Source organism: Sphingomonas sp. GlSt437 (assembly GCF_048015635.2).
Classification (GTDB): domain Bacteria; phylum Pseudomonadota; class Alphaproteobacteria; order Sphingomonadales; family Sphingomonadaceae; genus Sphingomonas.
The window spans coordinates 1,774,340-1,794,901 of the sequence record NZ_JBPGYA010000001.1 but is presented as its reverse complement, the minus strand read 5'-3'; the positions used below and the strand labels follow the sequence as shown (position 1 = coordinate 1,794,901).

Sequence of the window (20,562 nt, the reverse complement as noted above, 5' to 3'; positions counted from 1 at the left end):
CCATATCGGTCGTACCGACGAAGGATGATCTGGGAGGACGCTATGATGCTGAGAAGCTTTGCAATCGCTCCGCTGGCCGTGCTAGCAACTGCCGGTGCCGCATCGGCAATGGCCAAGACGCCGGCCGTGCCCGCCTATGTCGTGTCAATGGAAATCCGTGATGGCGACAAGCTGATCGGCCAGCCGCACCTCAATGTGCTGGCTGCCGAAAATTGGCGGATCATGATCGGCGACGGTAAGGAGTCAGACTTCACAATGTCGGTAGTCGCTCGACCGGTGGACGCAAACACCGTCAGCATTGCGTCCGTGGTCGACGTGTTAAGCCACGGCACGAAGCAACATGCGGCGCCCAATCTCACCGTGGCGCTCGGCAAGCCGGCTGAACTGGCGTTTGGTGAGGATAGCGCAACGACAAAGCCGGTGCGCATAAAGCTCACCGTCACGCCGACAAACTGATTGGGCCCGCGATCAGGCAGGGCTGCGATCGAACCAGCGCCCGAAGCCGACGAGCAAGTAAATGAGCGGCGGCACGATCAGCACCGATAGCACCACCTTGACCAGCATCTGGCCGAGAAGCAGCTCGCCGATCGGGAAGACGCCCAAAAACGCGATCGACACGAACAACAGCGTGTCGACAATCTGGCTCGTCACGCTCGCCACACCGGCGCGCAGCCATAGCAGGGCGCCGCCGCCGCGCTTCATCCACGAGAATACCGTGACGTTGAGTGTCTGCGACACGCCATAGGAGATAATCCCGGCGACCCAGATGCGCGGCGTCGACCCCATCATCAGCGCGAAGGCATCACGGCGCGCCGGGTCCATGTCCGGTGCGGCCGGGAGAGCGAGGACGAGCAATGAAAGAATGATCGAGAAGAGCAAAGGCACGAAGCCGAAGCGCACCAGGCCGGTTGCGACTTTCTGCCCGTGCAGCTCGGCAACCGCGCTGGAGAACACCACCAGCAACAGAAACGCGAAGATCCCCGCCTCGATCGCGAGCGGACCGAGCCCGACCAGCGGCCCGATCGCGGAAATCGGCCCGAGCGTCACCTGCTTGTTGCCAAGCACGCCGGCGATGCAGACCATGCCGCCATAGAAAACAGCATAAGCGAACAGGGAACGCGGGATGGCGCGCGAGCTATCGGTCATGCGTGGGCACGCTAACGCAACGGGGGGGAAGGTCAATCGCGGCGAGGCATTCGTCTTCCCCTCCGCCACGTCACCCCAGCGAAAGCTGGGGTCGTTTGCTAGAGCAGTCCTCCGGTGGATGACGGCCCCAGCTTTCGCTGGGGCGACGGGAGAGGACGGACGGCGCGCGCCACCAAATCCCTTGCATCGCGGCAGCTTCGCCGCAAAGCTCCAGCCAAACTGACGGGGGACCCTATTGCCGATGCTGCCCGAGCAAACCCAACGCCTGTTGATCGGCCTTGCTGGCATCGTCGTCATCCTGGGCGTGGCCGTGCTGTTTTCGACCAATCGCCGCGCGATCCGCCTGCGCGTCGTCGGCGCGGCGTTCGCGCTGCAGGCGGCGACCGCGACGCTGGTGCTTTATGTGCCCGCCGGCCGCGCCGCGATCCAAGGGCTGGCAAGCGGCGTATCAGCGCTGCTGGGCTATGCCGGCGCGGGCACGCAGCTGATCCTCGGGCCGCTCGCCAGCGACCCCAAATTCGGCGCGGCCTTCGCCTTTTCAGCACTGCCGGTGATCATCTTCTTCGCCAGCCTGGTGAGCGTGCTTTATTATCTCGGTATCATGCAGCTCATTGTCCGCTGGGTGGGCGGCGCGATCGAAGCGATCGTCGGCGTGTCGAAGGTCGAGGCGTTGTGCGCGGCGGCGAACATCTTCGTCGGGCAAAGCGAGGCGCCACTGGTCATCCGCCCCTATCTCGCCGGCCTGGCGCCCTCGCAGATGTTCGCGGTCATGTCGGTCGGCATGGCAGGCGTCGCGGGCACGATCCTCGCGGCCTATGCGGCGTTGCTCGGGCCGGGGTCGCTGCCTTATCTGCTCGCCGCTTCGTTCATGTCGGCCCCAGGCGGGTTGTTGATGGCCAAGATCATCATGCCCGACGATCCCGCACTCGCCGCCGAAGTCGCGAGCGGTGGGGAAGCGGTGCGCGTCGTTGATCCCGAAGACGAAAGCGAGCGGCCCGCCAACCTGATCATGGCCGCCGCGATGGGGGCGCAGACGGGCGTGCGGATCGCGGTCGCGGTGGCCTCGATGGTGCTCGCCTTCGTGGCGCTGGTTGCGCTTGCCAACGGCATCTTGGGCGCGGTCGGCGCGGCGCTCGGCTATCCGGGCCTGTCGTTCCAGCAGATATTGGGCGTCATCCTGTCGCCGATGATGTACCTGCTCAACATCCCGGCAAATGAGACCGCGACGGCGGGCGGCTTGCTCGGCACCAAGGTCGTGCTCAACGAATTTGTCGCCTTCATCGACCTCGGCCAGATCAAGACGCTGAGCCCGCGCACCACCGCGATCGTCACCTTCGCGCTGTGCGGCTTCGCCAATTTCTCGTCGATCGCGATCCAGATGGCGTCCGCGGGCAGCCTTGCGCCCAACCAACGCCCGACGATTGCGCGCCTGGGCCTGCGCGCGCTGCTGGCGGGGAGCCTGGCCAACCTGATGTCGGCAGCGCTGGCGGGGCTGTTGATCAGCTAGAACCGAGAGGAGCCATGGTCGACACTAGCGACAGCGGCGTGGAACTGGAAAACCGGCATGGCCCCGAGCATGCGCTCGAGCGGCTGATTTTCTTTTCCGACGCGGTGTTCGCAATCGCGATTACCTTGCTGGTGATCGAGCTGCATATTCCCTCTTTGCCCGAAACGGCCAGCGATGAGCAGTTCGTCCAGGCGCTGGCCTACACGATCCCCAATTTTCTGGGCTTCACCATCGGCTTTTTCGTCATCGGCGCATTCTGGGGCGGCCACCATCGTGCTTTTCGCTTTGCGACGCACTGGAGCGACCGGCTGCTGCCCGCCAACATCCTGCTGCTGTTTTCGATCGCGGCGCTGCCGTTTTTCACCGCGCTGGTCAGCGAATATGGCAACAAGCGCGTGCCGGTGGTGCTTTATTGCGGCTGGCTGACGTTCACCGCGCTGCTCAACGTCCGCGTGCAGCGCCTGGCGACATCGCCCCCCGTGGTCGGCGCGGACGCGAAGGCCGCCGATATCGCAGCGACGCGCCGCCGCGGATACGCGACCGTCCTTGGTGCCGCGACGGCGACCGTCATCGCCCTTTCGGCGTCGCAGCCGGCGCTGGCGCAAATGTCGCTGATCTCGATTCCCTTTTATCACCGCCTGCTCGACCGGCTGGCGCGGCGGCGTCAGCGCGTCGGCACCGGCTCCGCGCCCGAATAATCGTAGAAGCCGCGGCCGGCTTTCCGGCCATACCAGCCCGCCTCGACATATTTGACGAGCAAAGGTGCGGGGCGGAATTTGGGGTCGCCTGTGCCTTCGAACAGCACCCGGGTGATCTCGAGGCAGGTGTCGAGCCCGATGAAGTCGGCCAGCGTCAGCGGCCCCATCGGGTGGTTGAGGCCTAGGCGGCAGGCGGTGTCGATGTCACGCACGCTCGCCACGCCTTCGCCCAGCGCAAAGCACGCTTCGTTGAGCATCGGCATCAGCACGCGGTTGACGATGAAGCCCGGCGCGTCATTGGCGTGGACGATTTCCTTGCCGAGTGATTTGCCGAACGCCTCGACCGCGGCGACGGTCGCGTCACTGGTGGCGAGCCCGCGGATCAGCTCGATCAGCCCCATCACCGGTACCGGATTGAAGAAATGCACGCCCATGAAGCGCGCCGGATCGGGCGAGGCTTGCGCGAGCCGCGTGATCGGGATTGACGAGGTGTTGCTGGCGAGGATGGCATCAGCCGCTAGCACCTTGCCGACTGCCCCGAAAATGGCGCGCTTGATTTCCTCACGCTCGGTTGCCGCTTCGATGACGAGGCCGCACGGCGCCATCGCAGCGACATCGCCGACGGGCTCGATCAGCGCGAGCGCTGCGTCGCGCGCCTCGGCGGTAAGCTTCTCCTTGTCGACCAGCCGCCCCAGCGCCTTGGCAATGCCCGCCTTGCCCGCCTCGGCGCGCGCCTGATCGACATCGGACAGGATCACGCGATACCCGGCTTGCGCTGATACCTGCGCAATGCCCGCCCCCATCTGGCCTGCGCCGATAACGCCGATCGTCTGCATTGCTTCGCCCTTCCGCTGTCGTGCGCCCGCCCTATCCAGCGGGCGCGCGCCAAGATCAAGGGTGCGCGATTACGGCGCCAGGCGCGGCGGCTGCGCTTCGGCCAGGATCAGCGCGAACCGATCCTCGGCGTCGGTCCATTCGCTGATCGGCGTCCAGCCACCGGCGCGGAGCAGGATGCGCGCGTCGCGCTCGCCATATTTGTGGCTGTTTTCGGTGTGGATCGTCTCGCCCGCCGCCATCGCGAAGTTGCGCCCTTCGATGGAGAAGGCAACGTCGCGTGTCGCTTCCAGATGCATTTCGATCCGCGCGCGCATGTCGTTCCAGATCGCCCGATGGGCGAAAGCATCGACGGGAATCGTGCCGGCAAGCTCGCGGTTGATGCGTTCGAGCAGGTTGAGGTTGAACCGCGCGGTCACCCCTGCCGCATCGTCATAGGCGCGAACCAGCACGTCGACATCCTTCACCCGATCCATGCCGATCAGCAGCATTGCGCCGGTGCCGAGCGAGGCGCGCATCGCCCGCAGCAGATCGACCGAGGAATGCGGGATCATGTTGCCGATGGTCGAGCCGGGGAAAAAGCCGAGCTTCGGCATCGCGGCGATGCCGTCGGGCAGGGCGATCGGCCGCAAGAAATCGGCCTCGATCGGCAGCACCGGCAGGCCAGGGAATTGGGCGGCAAGCTCGCTCGCCGATTCGCGCAGGAAATCGCCGGAAATATCGATGGGAATATAGGCCGCCGGCTCGATCGCGCCGAGCAGCAGCGGCGTCTTCGCCGACGAGCCCGAGCCGAACTCGACCACCGCGCGGCCGGGGCCCACAGCAGCGGCAATCGCCGGCCCCGCCTCGACCAAAATCGCGCGCTCGGTCCGCGTCGGGTAATATTCGGGGAGATCGGTAATCGCCTCGAACAGTTCCGAACCGCGGTGGTCGTAGAACCAACGCGCCGGGATGGCGCGCGGGCGCGACGCCAGCCCGGTCAACACATCGGCGCGAAACGCCGGATCGGCAAGGCTCGCCTCGCCGTCCTCGATTTCTTGCTTCAGCACGTTACAAATCCTTGGCGAGACGCACGCCGGTGAATTGCCAGCGCTGGTGCGGATAAAAGAAGTTGCGATAGCTGGCGCGCATGTGGCCGCGCGGCGTGGCACAGGAGCCACCGCGCAACACGCTCTGCCCGCTCATGAACTTGCCGTTATATTCGCCGACCGCGCCGGCCGCCGCGGTGAAGCCGGGATAGGGGCGGAAAGCGCTGCCGGTCCATTCCCAAACATCGCCAAACCAGGCGGGGCCGCCGGCCGAGGGGCGCGGCTCGACCGGGCCGGCGGTGTCGAGCTGGTTGCCACTGGCGGGATCCGCATCGGCCGCGGCAGCCTCCCACTCGGCTTCGGTCGGCAAGCGCGCGCCGGCCCAACTCGCATAAGCATCGGCCTCGTAGAAGCTGATATGCGTTACCGGCGCGGCGGGGTCGATCGGCCGGCGGCCGTCGAGCCCGAAGCGCGTCCAGCCATCCTCCTCACGCCGCCAATAGAGCGGCGCCTCGATCGCCTCGCTCTTCACCCATGCCCAGCCGTCGGACAGCCACCAGCGCGGATCGGTATAGCCGCCATCGGCGATGAACGCCTGCCACTCGCCATTGGTGACGGTGCGGTCGGCGATGGCGTGCGGGGTAAGCAGCGTTGCGTGGCGCGGGCCTTCGCAATCAAAGGCGAAACCCGCGCCGTCATGACCGATCTCGACGATGCCGCCGGGCCGCTCGATCCAGCCGAGCGGCGCCGGCATCGCCACCGGCACCTTGCGCGCCGCCGGCCACAGCGCGGGCTGCAGCGGGTTTTGCGCGAACAGATGGAGGATATCGGTCAGCAGCAATTCCTGGTGCTGCTGTTCATGGTGGCAGCCGAGCTCGATCAGATCGAGCGCCGGTCGCGGCAGCGTATCGATCGCGGCCAGCACCGCCGCATCCACCGCGGCGCGATAAGCGATCACTTCGCTCAGGCTTGGCCGGCTGATCAGCCCGCGCGCCGCCCGTGCGTGGCGGGCGCCTTCCGCCTCATAATAGCTGTTGAACAGGAACGGCCAGCGCTCATCAAACAGCCGATAGCCCGGCACGTGATCGCGCAGGATGAAGGTCTCAAGGAACCATGTCGTATGCGCCAGATGCCATTTGGCGGGCGAGGCATCCGCCATCGATTGGCCGGTCGCGTCGGCGTCGGACAAGCGCGCGACCAGCGATAGCGAAAGCCCGCGTACCGCCTCGAATTGCCGCGCGAGATCGGGGCAGGCCCGTTCCGGTTGCGTCTTGCCTGCCATTGCCGTTCACCACCTGTGTATCGGACAAGAACGCGCGCCGCGCGCGTCTGTTCAGCGCGACGCGCCGGGTACCCACAGAATATCTGCCGACCCCATATTGTTCGCGGCCCGCGCGCTTACAAACAGAAAATCGGACAGGCGGTTGAGATAAGTCACCACCTCGGGATTGAGGGGCACCGTTCGCGCCGCCGCGACCACCGATCGCTCCGCGCGGCGCGCGATCGCGCGGGCGAGATGGAGCGCGGCCGCTGCCGGTGACCCGCCCGGCAGGATGAAGCTGGTGAGCGGTTGCAACTGTGCGGTCAGCGCGTCGATCTCGTCTTCGAGGCGAGCGCTTTGCTTGGCCGTGATCCGCAACGCGCCGCCATCGGCAAAGTCGCTGCCGGGCGTCGCGAGATCGGCGCCGAGATCGAACAGATCGTTCTGGACGCGCGTCAGCATCGCTGCCAGCGGATCGCTTGCCAACGCAACAATGGCGACGCCGATCGCGCTGTTCGCCTCATCGACATCGCCGATCGCGGCCAGCCGGGCATCGTCCTTCGCCACGCGCGAGCCATCGACCAGCCCCGTCGTGCCGTCGTCACCCGTGCCGGTATAGATGCGGTTGAGCTTGACCATCAGGCCCTCACCCGCCCGCGATCAGGTGCGGCCGGTAACGAACAGGATCAGCACCACGATCATGATCGCGAGTGCTTGAAAGAAGATGCGGAATTGCATCATCTTGTTGGACCGCACGCCCGCCGCGCTGGGGCCGGTGCCTTTCAGGTCTTCCTCGGTGGTGCGCAGGAAAATGACGATGCCGCGCACCAGCGCTGCGACCGTTGCGAGCATCGCTGCAATGAGCAGAATGGCTAGGAAGACTGTCATGCCCACAATCTAGTCGCTCGACAGGCGAAAGCCAATGGGCAGTTCGCCTTGGCGCAAGCGATTGGCGAGCGCGACGCCATCCTCGCCCGCCGCACGCATCGCCGCGAGCGTCGGCGCGCCATCGCGTTTGGCGAGCCGCTTGCCGGCGGCATCAACGATGAGCCGATGGTGGTGGTAACGCGGCGCTGGTAGCCCGAGCAGCGCTTGCAGCAGCCGGTGAATGTCGGTCGCCGCGATCAGATCGCGCCCGCGCACCACATCGGTCACGCCTTGCGCGGCATCGTCGATCGTGACGGCGAGGTGGTAGCTGGCGGGCGCATCCTTGCGGGCGAGCACGACATCGCCCGCCGCCAGCGGATCGGCGCGCTGAGCGCCCAGAACCGCGTCTTCCCAGTGGATTGCGCCGGCGAGCGCAACCGCCTTCGCGATATCGATCCGCCAGGCGTGCGGCTCGGTAGCGAGACGCGCGGCTCTCGCTTCCGCCGACAGGTTCCGGCAGGTGCCGGGGTAGCGATGCTCCCCCTCGCCGCCTTGTGGGGCACTGGTACTCGCCGCGATCTCGCGGGCGATGTCGGCGCGGGTGCAGAAGCAAGGATAGAGAAGCCCTAGCGCGCGCAGGTTTTCCAATGCAGCCTCGTAAGCCCCAAGCCGCGCCGACTGGTGGAGCACCGGCCCATCCCAGCCAAGCCCCAGCCAGGCCAAATCATCGAGAATGCCCGCGACGAATTCGGGACGGCTGCGCGCGCCATCAATATCCTCGATCCGTACCAGAAAGCGCCCGCCCGCCCGACGCGCCAAGTCATGCGCAGTGATCGCGGAGAGCGCATGGCCGAGATGGAGCGCCCCCGTCGGGCTCGGCGCGAATCGCGTGACGATCATATCGCCGCCGATACTGAACTCGGCGCTTGACCACGAGTCGCGGCCTGTGCTGTCATCAGGGCGTCATGCAGGTCGGCGAAAGGCGGCGGCGTGAACCGAGCCAGGTCAAAGGCCCAAAGGGAGGTCGAATGTATCATCCCGACGTGATCCGCCATCCGGACAGTTGCCCGGCGCTGGTGCTGAACGCGGATTATACCCCGCTCAGCTATTATCCGCTGAGCGTGTGGCCCTGGCAGACCGCGGTCAAGGCGGTGTTCCTCGATCGTGTCGACATCGTCGCGCATTATGAGCGGGAAGTGCGAAGTCCCACCGCGAGGCTGAAGCTGCCTTCGGTCATCGCGCTCAAACAATTCGTCAAACCCTCTCAATTCCCCGCCTTCACGCGCTTCAATCTCTTCCTTCGCGACCGTTTCGAGTGCCAATATTGCGGCTCCGGGCGCGACCTCACCTTCGATCACGTCATTCCCCGTGCCCAGCATGGCCGCACGACCTGGGAGAATGTCGTCACCGCTTGTGCGCCGTGCAACTTGAAGAAAGGCGGCCGCACCCCCAAGCAAGCCGGCATGCCGCTGCCCTATGCGCCGATCCGCCCGACAAGCTGGCATCTGCAGGAACATGGCCGCCGCTTCCCGCCCAATTACCTCCACGAAACGTGGCGCGACTGGCTTTATTGGGACGTCGAACTCGAAGCCTGAACCTGCCGAGCGGAACTTGGCCGTCGCTGCCGGGTTATCGGCGGCATGGCCTTTCAACAACTTGACCCGACCATTCCCGTCCATGTGCTCGACAAGGGACCGGGTTTCGCCTTCGCGGTCATCGACTACGGCCAGGAGCATAATCTGGTCTGGGTGACCGCGATCAACGAGACGGGCGAAATCTGGTGCGCGCCTAATCCACAAGTCCGCCTGCAGAGCAATTGGACGATGGGCCGCGCACGGCCGCCGGCGGTTGAGAAGAGTGGCGGCAAGGGCGACGACACCTGCGTCAAGAGCAATTGACCGCGGCGCTGTTGCAGCGCAGCATGGGCCATGGCCTCCCCAGCCCCGATCGCCAATAACCCCGATGTCCGCTTTCTGGGCGCGCTGCTCGGCGACGTCATCCGCGCTTATGGCGGCGCGACGCTGTTTGAGCGGACCGAGGCGATCCGTTCGGCGTCGGTGGAGCGGCATCGCGGGCTCGCCGGCCCGGGCGCGACGGCGATGGAGCTCGGGCGGCTGAGCCTGGACGAGACGCTCGATTTCACGCGCGGCTTCATGCTGTTCTCGATGCTCGCCAATCTGGCCGAGGATCGCCAGGGCGTGGCCGCCGAGCCCGGTGCCGATCTGGCGCAAGCGGTCGAAACACTAGGCAAGCAAGGCATCCCCGCCGATCGCATCGCCAACCTGCTCGACGGCGCGCTGATCGCGCCGGTGCTCACCGCGCACCCGACCGAAGTGCGCCGCAAGTCGATGATCGACCACCGCAACCGCATCGCCGCGCTGATGAAGCTGCGCGACACGGGCGCCACCACCACGGCCGATGGCGACAATGTCGAGGAGGCAATCCTCCGCCAGATCGCGCTGCTGTGGCAGACGCGGGTGCTGCGCCGCGAGCGGCTGTTCGTCGCCGACGAAGTCGACACGGCGCTCAGCTATCTGCGCGACGTCTTCCTGCCGGTGCTGCCCGCGCTTTACCAGCGCTGGGATCGCGCACTCGGCATGCGGGTGGCGAGCTTCCTCAAGCCGGGCAGCTGGATCGGCGGCGATCGCGACGGCAACCCGTTCGTGGTGGCGGACTCGCTGACCGGCGCGCTGGCACGGGCGTGCGAGACGGTGCTGCAGCATTATCTCGATGCCGTCCACGCGCTCGGCGCCGAACTCTCCATTTCCAGCGAGCACGCCACGATAGACGCGGAGGTTGCCGCGCTCGCCGAAGCGAGCGGCGACAGCTCGGCGAGCCGCACCGACGAGCCGTATCGGCGCGCGCTCACCGGCATCTACGCGCGCCTTGCCGCAACGCATCTGGCGCTGACCGGCAAGCCCGCCCCGCGCGCCTCCGCGCTCGCCGGCAAGCCCTATGCTGCGCCTGCCGAGCTGCGCGCCGATCTGGTCGCGATCGCGCACGGGCTCGCCGCCGACCATGCCGGCCCGCTGGCGACCGGCGGCGCGCTTGGCCGGCTGATCCGCGCGGTCGAGACGTTCGGCTTTCACCTGGCGACGCTCGACATGCGCCAGAACAGCGCGGTGCATGAGCGCGTCGTCGCCGATCTGCTGAAGGGCGCCGGCGTCACCCCCGATTATGCCGGGCTCGACGAGCCCGCGCGCATCGCGCTGCTCCGCCGCGAGCTCGCCAGCCCGCGCCCGCTGGTCAGCCCGTTCGCCGATTATAGCGACGAGACGCGCTCCGAACTCGCCATCCTGCGTGCCGCGGCGCAAGCGCATGCGCGCTACGGCCCGGCGTGCCTCACCAACTACATCGTCTCGATGGCGCAGTCGGTGTCCGACCTGCTCGAAGTCAATTTGCTGCTCAAGGAAGCCGGCCTCTATCAGCCCGGCGATCCGCCTAGCGCGGCGATCATGGCCGTCCCGCTGTTCGAGACGATCGGCGATCTGGAGGCCGCGCCGGGCATCATGGCCGACTGGTTTGCGCTGCCCGAAATCGCCGCCATCGCCCGCGGGCGTGGCCATCAGGAAGTGATGATCGGCTATTCGGACTCGAACAAGGATGGCGGCTACCTTACCTCGACCTGGGGCCTCAGCCGCGCTTCGACCGCGCTGGCGCCGGTGTTTGCGGACGCCGGCGTCGGCATGCAGCTGTTCCACGGCCGTGGCGGCGCGGTCGGGCGCGGCGGCGGATCGTCGTTCGCGGCGATCCTCGCCCAGCCGCCGGGGACGGTGCAGGGCCGCATCCGCATCACCGAGCAGGGCGAGGTGATCGCCGGCAAATATGGCACGCGGGAAAGTGCGCTCAGAAATCTGGAAGCGATGGCATCGGCCACCTTGCTCGCCAGTTTGGAGCCGCCGCGCCTCTCCGACGCGGACTATACGCGCTTTTCCGCCGCGATGGACACGCTGTCCGATACCGCGTTCCACGCCTATCGCGATCTCGTTTACAGCACAGAGGGCTTTCGCCAATTCTTCCGCCAGATGACGCCGATTGCCGAGATTTCAGGCCTCAAGATCGGCAGCCGGCCAGCGAGCCGCACCAAATCCGACCGGATCGAGGATCTGCGCGCCATTCCCTGGGTGTTCAGCTGGGCGCAGGCGCGGGTGATGCTGCCCGGCTGGTATGGCGTCGGCCAGGCGCTCGCCGCTTTCCCCGACAAGGCGCTGCTCAAAGACATGGCGCAGGGCTGGCCGTTCCTTGCCTCGGCGCTCGCCAATATGGAGCAAGTGATCGCCAAATCCGACATGGGCATTGCCGAGCGTTATGCCGGGCTGGTTGAGGACCAAGCGCTGGCCGACGCGATTTTCCCACGCATCCGCGACGGCTGGGCGCTGGCGCATGACGGGCTGCTCGACGTAACAGGACAGACCCGGCTGCTCGAAAACAGCCCCACGCTCGATGCCAGCATCCGCCTGCGCCTGCCCTATATCGAGCCGCTCAACCTTCTCCAGATCGAGCTGATCAAGCGCCGCCGCGCCGGTGAGGACGACCCGCGCATCGCCGAGGGCATCCTGCTCTCGATCAACGCAATCGCGACGGCATTGAGAAATAGCGGTTAGAAAGAGTACTGAAATATAAGTCTTTTTCGGCGAATGTTCCCTAATGTTCCCACTGACCATGGGGGTCGCGGCGGAGCCGATCCACCGGGCCGGCGCGGTTCGAGAGAGAGAGCGGCACCGACGACGAAGAAGAGCGCCGCTCAGCCATAAGGCGCGGTGCGGCTGTAGGACAGCGGATCGGGCATCCGGACGGCAAATCGCCGACCCGGGCAAGGATCGCGCCCTAGATATCCGCCACCAGCCGCCCGTACAGCTCGGGCCGGCGATCGCGGAAGAAGCCGAAGGCGGCGCGGTGGCGTTTGACGCGGTCGAGGTCGAAGGTCGCGGTGATGACGCCTTCCTCCTCGCGGCCAAGCTCGGCGACGATATCGCCGCGCTCATCGGTGATGAAGCTGGTGCCGTAAAACACTTGGCCGTGTTCATTGCCGATGCGGTTGGCGGCGACCACCGGCACAACGTTCGACACGGCATGCCCCACCATTGCGCGGCGCCACAGCCGCGCGGTATCGAGGCTCTGGTCGTGCGGCTCGCTGCCGATCGCGGTGGGGAAGAACAGCACATCCGCCCCCATCAGCATCAGCGCGCGGGCGGTCTCCGGATACCATTGGTCCCAGCAGATGCCGACGCCGAGCGTAGTTCTGTCGGGCCCCTCCCAAACCTTGAAGCCGGTATTGCCGGGGCGGAAGTAGAATTTCTCCTCATAGCCCGGCCCGTCGGGAATATGGCTCTTGCGATAGACGCCCTGGACCGCGCCATCGGGGCCGATCATCGCCAGTGAGTTATAGTGGTGCGGGCCATCCGCCTCGAAAAAGCTGGTGGGGATCGCGACCTTGAGCTCGGCGGCGAGTGCCTGCATCGCCAGCACGGCCTTGTGCTCGGCAGTGGGCTTCGCGGTGGCGAACAGCCCCTCATCCTCGACCCGGCAGAAATATTCGCCCTCGAACAACTCGGGCGGCAGGATGACCTGCGCGCCGCGCGCCGCCGCCTCCCGCACCAGCTGCGAGACATGCGCGATGTTGCGATCGGTGTCCGGCCCGAAGGCGAGCTGCAGCGCGGCGACGGTGATCTCGGTCATCTCGGCAATCCTAAAGCGCCACGCCGAAGCGCGCGGCGATGGCGACTGTGGCGAGATAGAGCAGCACGGTCAGACCGCAACCCGCCGCCAGCGCCGGCCAGAAGGAAACGCCATGGCGCAGCAGTGCGGGGATCAGCAGGAACATCGGCAGCGAGGGGAGCACATACCACAGCGTCGCCTCGGCGTGCGCAGCGAGCCGGGCACTATCCTGCGTGTCGTGCCACAGCCACATCATCCCCATCACCGAGACGAGCGGCAGCGACGCGACGAGCGCGCCCAGCGCGGGACTGCGCCGCGCCAGCAAGGCGACCAGCGCGATCAGCACGCCCGACACGCCCGCGCGCAGCGCGAACGCGAGCATCACGCCGGAATCTGCTGGCTGATGCAGTGGAAGCTGCCGCCGCCGGTCAGGATGTGGTCAGCGCGCAAGCCCACCACCTCGCGCGTCGGGAACAGCGCGGCGAAGGCCGCGACCGCCGCCGCATCGTTGGGCGCGCCATACAGCGGCACGACGACCGCCGCATTGCCGATATAGAAATTCATATAGCTCGCCGGCACGACATGCTCGTCATGCATGATCCGCCCCGGCGACGGCACGCGGACGACCGCCAGCCCGGCGCGCTCCGCCACTTCAGTGGCCGATTGATAGACGCGCCAATTGGGATCATTGTCGGCCCCTTCCGGGATGGCCAGCGTGCCCGGCGCGACGAAGCGGGCGAGATTGTCGACATGGCCATCGGTATGGTCGTTGCGCAGGCCATCGATCAGCCAGACGACGCGGTCATGCCCCAAATCCTCGCGCAACGCCGCCTCGATCGCGGTCTTGCCCATGCCGGGGTTGCGGTTGCGGTTGAGCAGGCATTGCTCGGTGGTGACGACCATACCGGTGCCATCACCATCGATCGCGCCGCCTTCGAGGATCCAGTCGCAGCGCGGCGCGGTGATGTGCTTGCGCCGCGCCAGCCGCGCGCCGATGTCTTCGTCGCCGGGCAGATCATATTTGCCGCCCCAGCCGTTGAAGCCGAAATCGCGGCCTTCATAGCCCGACACCATGATGACGGCGGTGTCCCGCAGCCAGATATCGCCGAACGGCTCGACGACGATCTCGGCAAAGGGTGCCGCCTTGCGCGCCGCACGCGCCGCCTCGTCATCGGCGGCGACAAGCATGACATGCTCGCCGGCGCCCTCTGCGTGCACCGCCCGCGCGAACGCCACCACTTCGGCGCGCGCCGGGTCAAGATCGGCTTCCCACAGCTCGGCATGGCTGGGAAAGCCGATCCAGACGCCCTTGTGCGGCGCCCATTCCGGGGGCTGGGCGGGATGCGCCATCGCCGGCCCTATTTGGCCTCGGCGCGCGACTGATCGCGGATGCTGCGGAATTCGGCGGTCTTGTACCAATTGGGCCAGCTCGTGCCGTTGGCGAGTTCGCGCCCCAGACGGTAATAGATCGTCAAGTCCTCGACCGCGCCTGACCAATCCCAGTTCGGATTATATTCGTCCTGCGGCTTGTGATAGCGATTGGCGATGTAATCGAGCGTCGCCGCATGCCCCGCCGCGGTGCCGCCGACGCGCAAATCCTCGCCCGATCCGCCGTCGAGCATCGGCACGCCCTTCTTGGCGAAGCTGAAGTGATCCGAACGGAAATAGGACCCGCGCTCAGGATTGGGTTCGGGCGAGATGACGCGATCCTCCGCCGCGACGATCGGCTTGATCATATCCTCTAGCTCGGACTTGCCCGCGCCGATGACGACGAAATCGCGCGCCCGGCCGTTCACGTTGAGCCCGTCCATATTGACGCCGCCGACCGTGTGGTTGAGCGGATAGATGGGGTGCGAGGCGTAATAGCGCGACCCGAGCAGCCCGCATTCCTCGCAGGTGACGGACAGGAAAACGAGGCTGCGCTTGGCCGGCCCCGCCTTGGCGTGCGCCTCGGCGAGCGCGACCAGCCCGGCCGAGCCACTCGCATTGTCGAGCGCGCCGTTGCAGATGCCGTCACCCTTGATCGGGGTGCAATGCCCGAGATGGTCCCAATGCGCGGTGTAGAGCACATAATCATTGGGCCGCGCTGTGCCCGGCAAAATGCCGATGACGTTCTTCGATGCCTGGCGGCGGACGCTGTTGTCGAACGACACCGACGCGGTCACGCCGAGCGGCACGGCCTTGAAGCCCTTCTGCTTGGCGGCCGCCTGCAACGCATCGAAATCCTGGCCGGCGCTGGCGAACAGCGCCTTGGCCTTGTCGAGCTGAATCCAGCCGATTGCCTGGCTCTGGTCGAGATGGTCGCCCTTTTCATCGAGCTCGATCTGCGGGCCGGTCCAGCTCGATTTGACGACGCCCCAGCCGTAAGCGGCGGGCTCGGTGTCATGGACGATGATCGCGGCGGCAGCACCCTGGCGCGCGGCTTCCTCGAACTTGTACATCCAGCGGCCGTAATAAGTCTCGGCCTTGCCTTCGAACAGACCGCTGCGATCCGGATTCTGCCAGTCGGGATCGTTGATCAGGATGACGACGGTTTTGCCATGCACGTCGATGCCGGCATAATCGTCCCAGCCGCGTTCCGGCGCGTGGATGCCATAGCCGACGAACACGACTGGGCTATCCTTCACGTCAACCTTGGGCGTGACGCGGTAGGTCGCGATCACCATCTCGTCGCCATAAGCAAGGTCGAGCGGCGCGCTGCCGCCCTTGAAGCTGAGCGCTGAGACGTGCTGCGCGTTCAGCTCGACCATCGGCACCGCTTGCGTCCATTGGCCGTGATTGCCCGGCTTGAGCCCCGCTTTCTTGAACCGCTCGATTATATAGGCGACCGTCTTGTCTTCGGCGGGCGTCGTCGGCTTGCGCCCTTCGAACGCGTCGGACGATAGCGTCTTGTCGACTTGCTTCAGGGTTTCGACCGAGATGGCCGGCGCGGCGACATGGGGCGCGGGTTTGGCCGCGAGCGGTGCGCCCGCTGCCAAAGCCGCAACGGGCAGAACAACGCCAAGAATACGCGGTCGGATCATATCGCTCTCCATTTTGCCCGCTTCTGGCAGCGGCACGGCGCCGCGACAAGAGACTTGCCCGGCCCGTAATCCGCGCTAGGCTGGCATCGCGTTATAAAGGGGGAATAATTTATGCGCACCGCGCTCGCCACGAGCTTGTTTGCTTTGATTATCGCAGCGGCTGGGGCCGCAACCGCTCAGACCAAAGCACCCGATAGCGCATCGGCGACTGCTGCACCGCTCGACGACGCCCATGCTTTCGGCCGGCGCGAGTCAATCCACCAGATCAGCCTGTCGCCCGATGGCACGCGCTACGCCGCAATCATGGCGACCACGGGCACGGGCAAGATGGTGATCGTCGGCCCCATTGACGGGTCGACCAAGCCGACGGTCGTCGTCACCAGCAGTGGCAAGCCCGAAGATCTGAACTGGTGCCGCTGGGCGAACGATCAGCGACTGGTGTGCAACTTGTCGACAAGCGACGGCAAGGGCGTGCAGCGCATCGGCTTTACCCGGCTGGTCGCGATCAACGCCGCCGGTGGCGGCCTCAAAATGCTGTCGGCGGACCCAGGGAGCAACGCGACCGGACTGATGCAGGACGGCGGAACCATCATCGACTGGTACGGTGACCCCGACGGCAAATCCGTGTTGATGACTCGCGAGTTTGTTGAAGAGGCCTCGATCGGTCATATCGCGTCGCAGCCGCCCGGCCTTGCGGTCGCCCGCGTCGATCCAATGACGGCGAGGGCCACGGTGATCGAGCGAGCGCGCGGCGAAGCTTCCGAATATATTGCCGACGGCAACGGCACGGTTCGCATCATGGGCCAGCGCGATCATGACGGGTCCGGCTATCTTAAATCCTCGGTGCATTATTTTTACCGGAAACCCGGCGAGCGCGAATGGGCGACGCTGAGCGTCGTGAAAGAAGGTGGCGGGTTCAATCCCTATGCCGTCGATTCGAAGCTCAACGTCGCTTACGGGTTCGACGAGCAGGACGGGCGCTCCGCGCTCTTCAAGGTCACGCTGGACGGCACCGGCAAGAAGGAGCTCGTGTTCGCGCGGCCCGATGTCGATGTCGACGAACTGATCAGCATCGGTCGCCATCGCCGGGTCGTCGGCGTTGGCTATGCGACCGAAAAGCGCCATACCTTCTTTTTCGACCCCGAGCTTGCCAAGCTGCAGACCTCGCTCGCCAAGGCACTGCCCAATTTGCCGCTGGTCAGCTTCGTCGATGCAAGCGCCGACGAGAAGCGTCTGTTGCTCTGGCTCGGCAGCGATGCCGACCCCGGCTATTTCGCCGTCTTCGACAAGCAGACCCGCCACCTCGACCAGATTCTGAATGTGCGGCCCGAGCTTGCCGGTCGGCCGCTTGCCAGCGTCACGCCGATCACCTTTACCGCGACCGACGGCACTGTCGTGCCCGGTTATCTGACGCTTCCCCCGGGTGGGCGCAGCAAGGTGATCGGCGCGATTGTGATGCCGCATGGCGGCCCCGCGGCGCGCGATGAGTGGGGCTTTGACTGGTTTCCGCAATTCTTCGCGGCGCGCGGCTATGCCGTGCTTCAGCCCAATTATCGCGGATCGACCGGCTATGGCGACGCCTGGTATGCCAAGAACGGCTTCAAATCATGGCGCCTCGCCATTGGCGACGTCAACGATGCGGGCCGCTGGCTGGTGAAGCAGGGCTACACCAGCGCCGACCATCTTGCTATCGTCGGCTGGTCCTATGGCGGTTATGCGGCGCTGCAGTCGCAAGTGCTCGACGCGAACCTGTTCAAGGCGATCGTTGCCGTGGCGCCGGTCACCGATTTCGACATGGCGCGCGAAGAAGCCCGTGACTTCGATAATTTCACGATTGTCGATCAGGAAATCGGCCAGGGTCCGCACATTCGCGAAGGCTCCCCGGCGCGCAATGTCGCGGCCTTTCAATCGCCGGTGCTGATGTTCCATGGCGACAATGACAGCAATGTCGGCATTGCCGAATCGCGCGTGATGGCGAGCCGGCTGCGCAGCGCCGGCAAGTCGGTCGAGCTTGTCGAGTTCAAGGGGCTCGACCACCAGCTCGACGATAGCGATGCACGCGCGCAGATGCTGGCGAAGATGGACGCTTTTCTGCGGACGACGCTTAAGCTGCCGCCGTCGTGAAAAAGGGCGGCCCGGTTAAGGACCGCCCTTTTTCTTGTTCGGGCGCGGCGCCGCGGCGAAGCCGCGTCGTCGGTCGGGGCTGCTGGCCCCGCCGGCCGTTCGCGCAGCGGTCGGGGTTAGCGTGCGCTAACCCCTGTCATCAGCGCGAATAGAACTCGACGACCAGGTTCGGTTCCATCTTCACCGGATAGGGCACCTCGTCGAGGCTCGGCACGCGCGTGAAGGTCACCTTGGCATTGCCGTCAGGCGCGACATAATCGGGGATGTCACGCTCGGCGAGCGCCTGCGCTTCCATCACCAGCGCCATTTCCTTGGCCTTGTCGCCCAGCGTGATCTCGTCGCCCGGCAGCACGCGGCGGCTGGCGATGTTGCACTTCACGCCATTGACGCGGATATGGCCGTGGCTGACGAGCTGGCGCGCGGCGAACACCGTCGGCGCGAACTTAGCGCGATAGACGATGATGTCGAGCCGGCGCTCGAGCAGGCCGATCAGATTCTGGCCGGTGTCGCCCTTCATCCGCGACGCTTCGATATACGCCGCCTTGAACTGCTTTTCGGTGACGTCGCCATAATAGCCCTTCAGCTTCTGCTTGGCGCGCAGCTGAATGCCGAAGTCCGACATCTTGCCCTTGCGGCGCTGGCCGTGCTGGCCGGGACCATATTCGCGCTTGTTGACGGGCGATTTGGGGCGACCCCAGATGTTTTCGCCCATCCGGCGGTCGAGCTTGTACTTGGCGCTGGCGCGCTTCGACATGTGATATCCTTCAGCAATGCAACAACGGCCATGGACCATCCATGACCATCCCGGTCATCCGCGCTGCTTGGATCATCAAGAGATCGGCAGGGCCACCGCTTCACCGGGGTGCGGGGCCATTGCGAAGCGGCGCCGTTAGCGGCGGGCCTCGGTCAAGTCAAGCCTTGCGCCGCGCCTTGGCCCCTTCCAACGCAGAGAGAACGCCGCGCAGCGTGCGGATTTCCATGCTCGACCAGCCCGGCTTGGTGAGCAGCGTACGTAGCGTCCGCTTGGTCGCGGGCACGCGATCGGGCGGGAAATAATAGCCGCTCGGCTCGAGCAATTGGTCGAGATGGCCGATCAGGCCTTCGAGTTCCTCCTGGGGCGCGGGTTCGGGCAGTTCGGTATCGGTCGGCTGGGCGAGCGCCTGGTGCTTCGACCATTCATAAGCAACCAGGATCACCGCCTGGGCCAGATTGAGGCTGCCGAAATCGGGATTGATCGGCACGGTGATGATGGTGCGGGCAAGCGCGACATCGTCGGTCTCCAGCCCCGATCGTTCGGGCCCGAACAGGATCGCCGAGCGGTAAGGCGCGGTAACGATGGCGCCCGCCGCCTGCTCGGGCGTCTCGACCGGCTTGGTGACCCCGCGCTTGCGGACCGTGGTCGCATAGACATGCCCGCAATCAGCGACGGCCTCCGCGACGCTATCGAAAACGCGCGCCTGCTCCAGCACCACATCAGCGCCGGACGCGGCCGGGCCGGCGGCGGGGTTGGGCCAGCCGTCGCGCGGGCTCACCAGCCGCAAATCGGTCAGCCCGAAATTGAGCATCGCCCGCGCCGCCTTGCCGATATTCTCGCCAAGCTGCGGACGCACAAGGACGATGGCGGGGGCGAGGCGGCTCAACCGACCGACGCTGCCGCCGCATTGAGCAGGACGGCAATCCGTTTGGAATTCAGCTCGCCCACCGCGCCCACCACAAAGGGCAGCTGCGTGCGAAACCAGTCAAGCGCGCCCTTTTCGGCGGCTTCCTGCGCCATCGCGGTGATGACGCGATAGCGATAGTTGCGCAGGTTGAAGCCAAACGCTTCATAAGGCAATTCCAGCGAGCGATCGTCCTCGGTCATTACCGGACCGGCAATCTTGGTCTTGTAAACGCGCGCCTCCACCGTTTTCGCTTCCGGATTGGTCGAAAAGTCGCGGAGACTGATCGGCACCTGATATTTTTTGGTCAGCGCCTCGGCCATCTTCAGGCGGAAGCGATCATAGTCGACATTGAACGCGGTCTGCTCGCCTTCAAACAAGGCGCGCACTTGCGGAATCAGAATGGACTTATAGGCCTGATTTGCCTGCGTCGAGAGGATGGTGTTCTGTCGATCCGCTTCGTTGGCGAGCCGCGTCGCCTCGGCGCGCTGGAGTTCAAGCTCGCGGCGCTGCAACTCAGCCTCGCCGCGTTGCAGCCGCAGCTCATCGCGCTGCAGCCGCAACTCATAGCCCTGGCGAAACACGGTGACGACCAGCCAGGAGGTCGAGATCATCGAAAAAACCGCCGACAACAAGGTCGCAAAGGCCTCGGGCCGGCGAAACCCCGGCATATCGTCGATCAGCACGAAATAGCCGCAGGCCAGTGCGGCGAGCGTCGCGGCTATGCCGAGATATTCAAAACGCACGCGCATCGCCTA

At 65.8% G+C, this 20,562-nt stretch carries 21 protein-coding genes; 7 read left to right on the top strand and 14 right to left on the bottom strand.

What is annotated here, in order from left to right; all coding sequences use genetic code 11:
• Window positions 1–42: 42 nt before the first annotated feature.
• Window positions 43–456: a hypothetical protein gene (locus ACLB0R_RS08895; RefSeq protein WP_416642897.1), complete on the top strand. Its 414-nt coding sequence runs from the start codon at window positions 43–45 to the stop codon at window positions 454–456.
• Window positions 457–468: 12 nt separating this feature from the next.
• On the opposite strand, the gene ACLB0R_RS08890 is transcribed toward ACLB0R_RS08895, so the two are convergent.
• Complete coding sequence (locus tag ACLB0R_RS08890) at window positions 469–1,146, bottom strand: queuosine precursor transporter (protein ID WP_416642896.1); 678 nt, start codon at window positions 1,144–1,146, stop codon at window positions 469–471.
• 241 nt (window positions 1,147–1,387) lie between these two features.
• Between ACLB0R_RS08890 and ACLB0R_RS08885 the strand changes: the two genes are divergently transcribed.
• Window positions 1,388–2,653: a NupC/NupG family nucleoside CNT transporter gene (locus ACLB0R_RS08885; protein WP_416643057.1), complete on the top strand. Its 1,266-nt coding sequence runs from the start codon at window positions 1,388–1,390 to the stop codon at window positions 2,651–2,653.
• Between the two features lie 14 nt (window positions 2,654–2,667).
• Window positions 2,668–3,351 (top strand): TMEM175 family protein, encoded by a 684-nt coding sequence (locus ACLB0R_RS08880; RefSeq protein WP_416642895.1) that lies wholly within the window; start codon window positions 2,668–2,670, stop codon window positions 3,349–3,351.
• Here the strand turns inward: ACLB0R_RS08880 and ACLB0R_RS08875 are convergent.
• The 6 genes from ACLB0R_RS08875 to gluQRS form a co-directional block, all read right to left on the bottom strand.
• Window positions 3,318–4,187, bottom strand: coding sequence for a 3-hydroxyacyl-CoA dehydrogenase NAD-binding domain-containing protein (locus ACLB0R_RS08875; RefSeq protein WP_416642894.1), 870 nt, complete (start codon window positions 4,185–4,187; stop codon window positions 3,318–3,320). The two genes, ACLB0R_RS08880 and ACLB0R_RS08875, sit on opposite strands and share 34 nt — an antisense overlap.
• Before the next feature lie 69 nt (window positions 4,188–4,256).
• Window positions 4,257–5,234 (bottom strand): L-histidine N(alpha)-methyltransferase, encoded by a 978-nt coding sequence (egtD, locus tag ACLB0R_RS08870; protein WP_416642893.1) that lies wholly within the window; start codon window positions 5,232–5,234, stop codon window positions 4,257–4,259.
• Between the two features lies 1 nt (window position 5,235).
• On the bottom strand, window positions 5,236–6,495 hold the full coding sequence (gene egtB / locus ACLB0R_RS08865; protein ID WP_416642892.1) for an ergothioneine biosynthesis protein EgtB: 1,260 nt from the start codon (window positions 6,493–6,495) through the stop codon (window positions 5,236–5,238).
• Between the two features lie 51 nt (window positions 6,496–6,546).
• The gene (locus ACLB0R_RS08860) at window positions 6,547–7,113 is read right to left on the bottom strand and encodes a cob(I)yrinic acid a,c-diamide adenosyltransferase (protein ID WP_416642891.1); all 567 of its coding nucleotides are present in this window, start codon (window positions 7,111–7,113) and stop codon (window positions 6,547–6,549) included.
• A gap of 21 nt (window positions 7,114–7,134) precedes the next feature.
• Entirely contained in the window at window positions 7,135–7,362 is a 228-nt protein-coding gene (locus ACLB0R_RS08855; RefSeq protein WP_416642890.1) for a twin transmembrane helix small protein, read from the bottom strand.
• A 9-nt stretch (window positions 7,363–7,371) separates the two neighbouring features.
• A complete protein-coding gene (gluQRS, locus tag ACLB0R_RS08850) occupies window positions 7,372–8,241 on the bottom strand; it encodes a tRNA glutamyl-Q(34) synthetase GluQRS (RefSeq protein WP_416642889.1) in 870 nt (289 codons plus the stop codon).
• Between the two features lie 128 nt (window positions 8,242–8,369).
• Between gluQRS and ACLB0R_RS08845 the strand changes: the two genes are divergently transcribed.
• The 3 genes from ACLB0R_RS08845 to ppc are packed head-to-tail and all read left to right on the top strand — an operon-like array spanning window position 8,370 to window position 11,945.
• Window positions 8,370–8,936, top strand: coding sequence for an HNH endonuclease (locus ACLB0R_RS08845; RefSeq protein ID WP_416642888.1), 567 nt, complete (start codon window positions 8,370–8,372; stop codon window positions 8,934–8,936).
• 45 nt (window positions 8,937–8,981) lie between these two features.
• Window positions 8,982–9,239, top strand: coding sequence for a hypothetical protein (locus tag ACLB0R_RS08840; protein ID WP_416642887.1), 258 nt, complete (start codon window positions 8,982–8,984; stop codon window positions 9,237–9,239).
• A 30-nt stretch (window positions 9,240–9,269) separates the two neighbouring features.
• Window positions 9,270–11,945, top strand: a complete 2,676-nt coding sequence (ppc, locus tag ACLB0R_RS08835) for a phosphoenolpyruvate carboxylase (protein ID WP_416642886.1) — start codon at window positions 9,270–9,272, stop codon at window positions 11,943–11,945.
• 223 nt (window positions 11,946–12,168) lie between these two features.
• On the opposite strand, the gene aguB is transcribed toward ppc, so the two are convergent.
• From aguB to ACLB0R_RS08815, 4 genes are read right to left on the bottom strand one after another with little or no spacing between them, the layout of a single operon-like run.
• Window positions 12,169–13,020, bottom strand: coding sequence for an N-carbamoylputrescine amidase (aguB, locus tag ACLB0R_RS08830; RefSeq protein ID WP_416642885.1), 852 nt, complete (start codon window positions 13,018–13,020; stop codon window positions 12,169–12,171).
• Between the two features lie 10 nt (window positions 13,021–13,030).
• A complete protein-coding gene (locus tag ACLB0R_RS08825; RefSeq protein ID WP_416643056.1) occupies window positions 13,031–13,381 on the bottom strand; it encodes a DUF3147 family protein in 351 nt (116 codons plus the stop codon).
• The gene (locus tag ACLB0R_RS08820) at window positions 13,381–14,349 is read right to left on the bottom strand and encodes an agmatine deiminase family protein (protein WP_416642884.1); all 969 of its coding nucleotides are present in this window, start codon (window positions 14,347–14,349) and stop codon (window positions 13,381–13,383) included. The genes ACLB0R_RS08825 and ACLB0R_RS08820 overlap by 1 nt, the downstream gene beginning before the upstream one ends.
• A gap of 8 nt (window positions 14,350–14,357) precedes the next feature.
• Window positions 14,358–16,022 (bottom strand): M28 family metallopeptidase, encoded by a 1,665-nt coding sequence (locus tag ACLB0R_RS08815; protein WP_416642883.1) that lies wholly within the window; start codon window positions 16,020–16,022, stop codon window positions 14,358–14,360.
• Between the two features lie 135 nt (window positions 16,023–16,157).
• Here ACLB0R_RS08815 and ACLB0R_RS08810 point away from each other — a divergent pair, with 135 nt between their 5' ends.
• A complete protein-coding gene (locus tag ACLB0R_RS08810) occupies window positions 16,158–18,146 on the top strand; it encodes an alpha/beta hydrolase family protein (RefSeq protein ID WP_434953818.1) in 1,989 nt (662 codons plus the stop codon).
• Window positions 18,147–18,285: 139 nt separating this feature from the next.
• Here the strand turns inward: ACLB0R_RS08810 and rpsD are convergent, their stop codons facing one another.
• The 3 genes from rpsD to ACLB0R_RS08795 all read right to left on the bottom strand — a co-directional run bounded on the left by rpsD (window position 18,286) and on the right by ACLB0R_RS08795 (window position 20,556).
• On the bottom strand, window positions 18,286–18,900 hold the full coding sequence (rpsD, locus tag ACLB0R_RS08805; protein WP_416642881.1) for a 30S ribosomal protein S4: 615 nt from the start codon (window positions 18,898–18,900) through the stop codon (window positions 18,286–18,288).
• A 157-nt stretch (window positions 18,901–19,057) separates the two neighbouring features.
• Entirely contained in the window at window positions 19,058–19,786 is a 729-nt protein-coding gene (locus tag ACLB0R_RS08800) for an RNA methyltransferase (protein ID WP_434953817.1), read from the bottom strand.
• Window positions 19,783–20,556, bottom strand: a complete 774-nt coding sequence (locus ACLB0R_RS08795) for a hypothetical protein (protein ID WP_416642880.1) — start codon at window positions 20,554–20,556, stop codon at window positions 19,783–19,785. The genes ACLB0R_RS08800 and ACLB0R_RS08795 overlap by 4 nt, the downstream gene beginning before the upstream one ends.
• Between the last annotated feature and the right edge of the window lie 6 nt (window positions 20,557–20,562).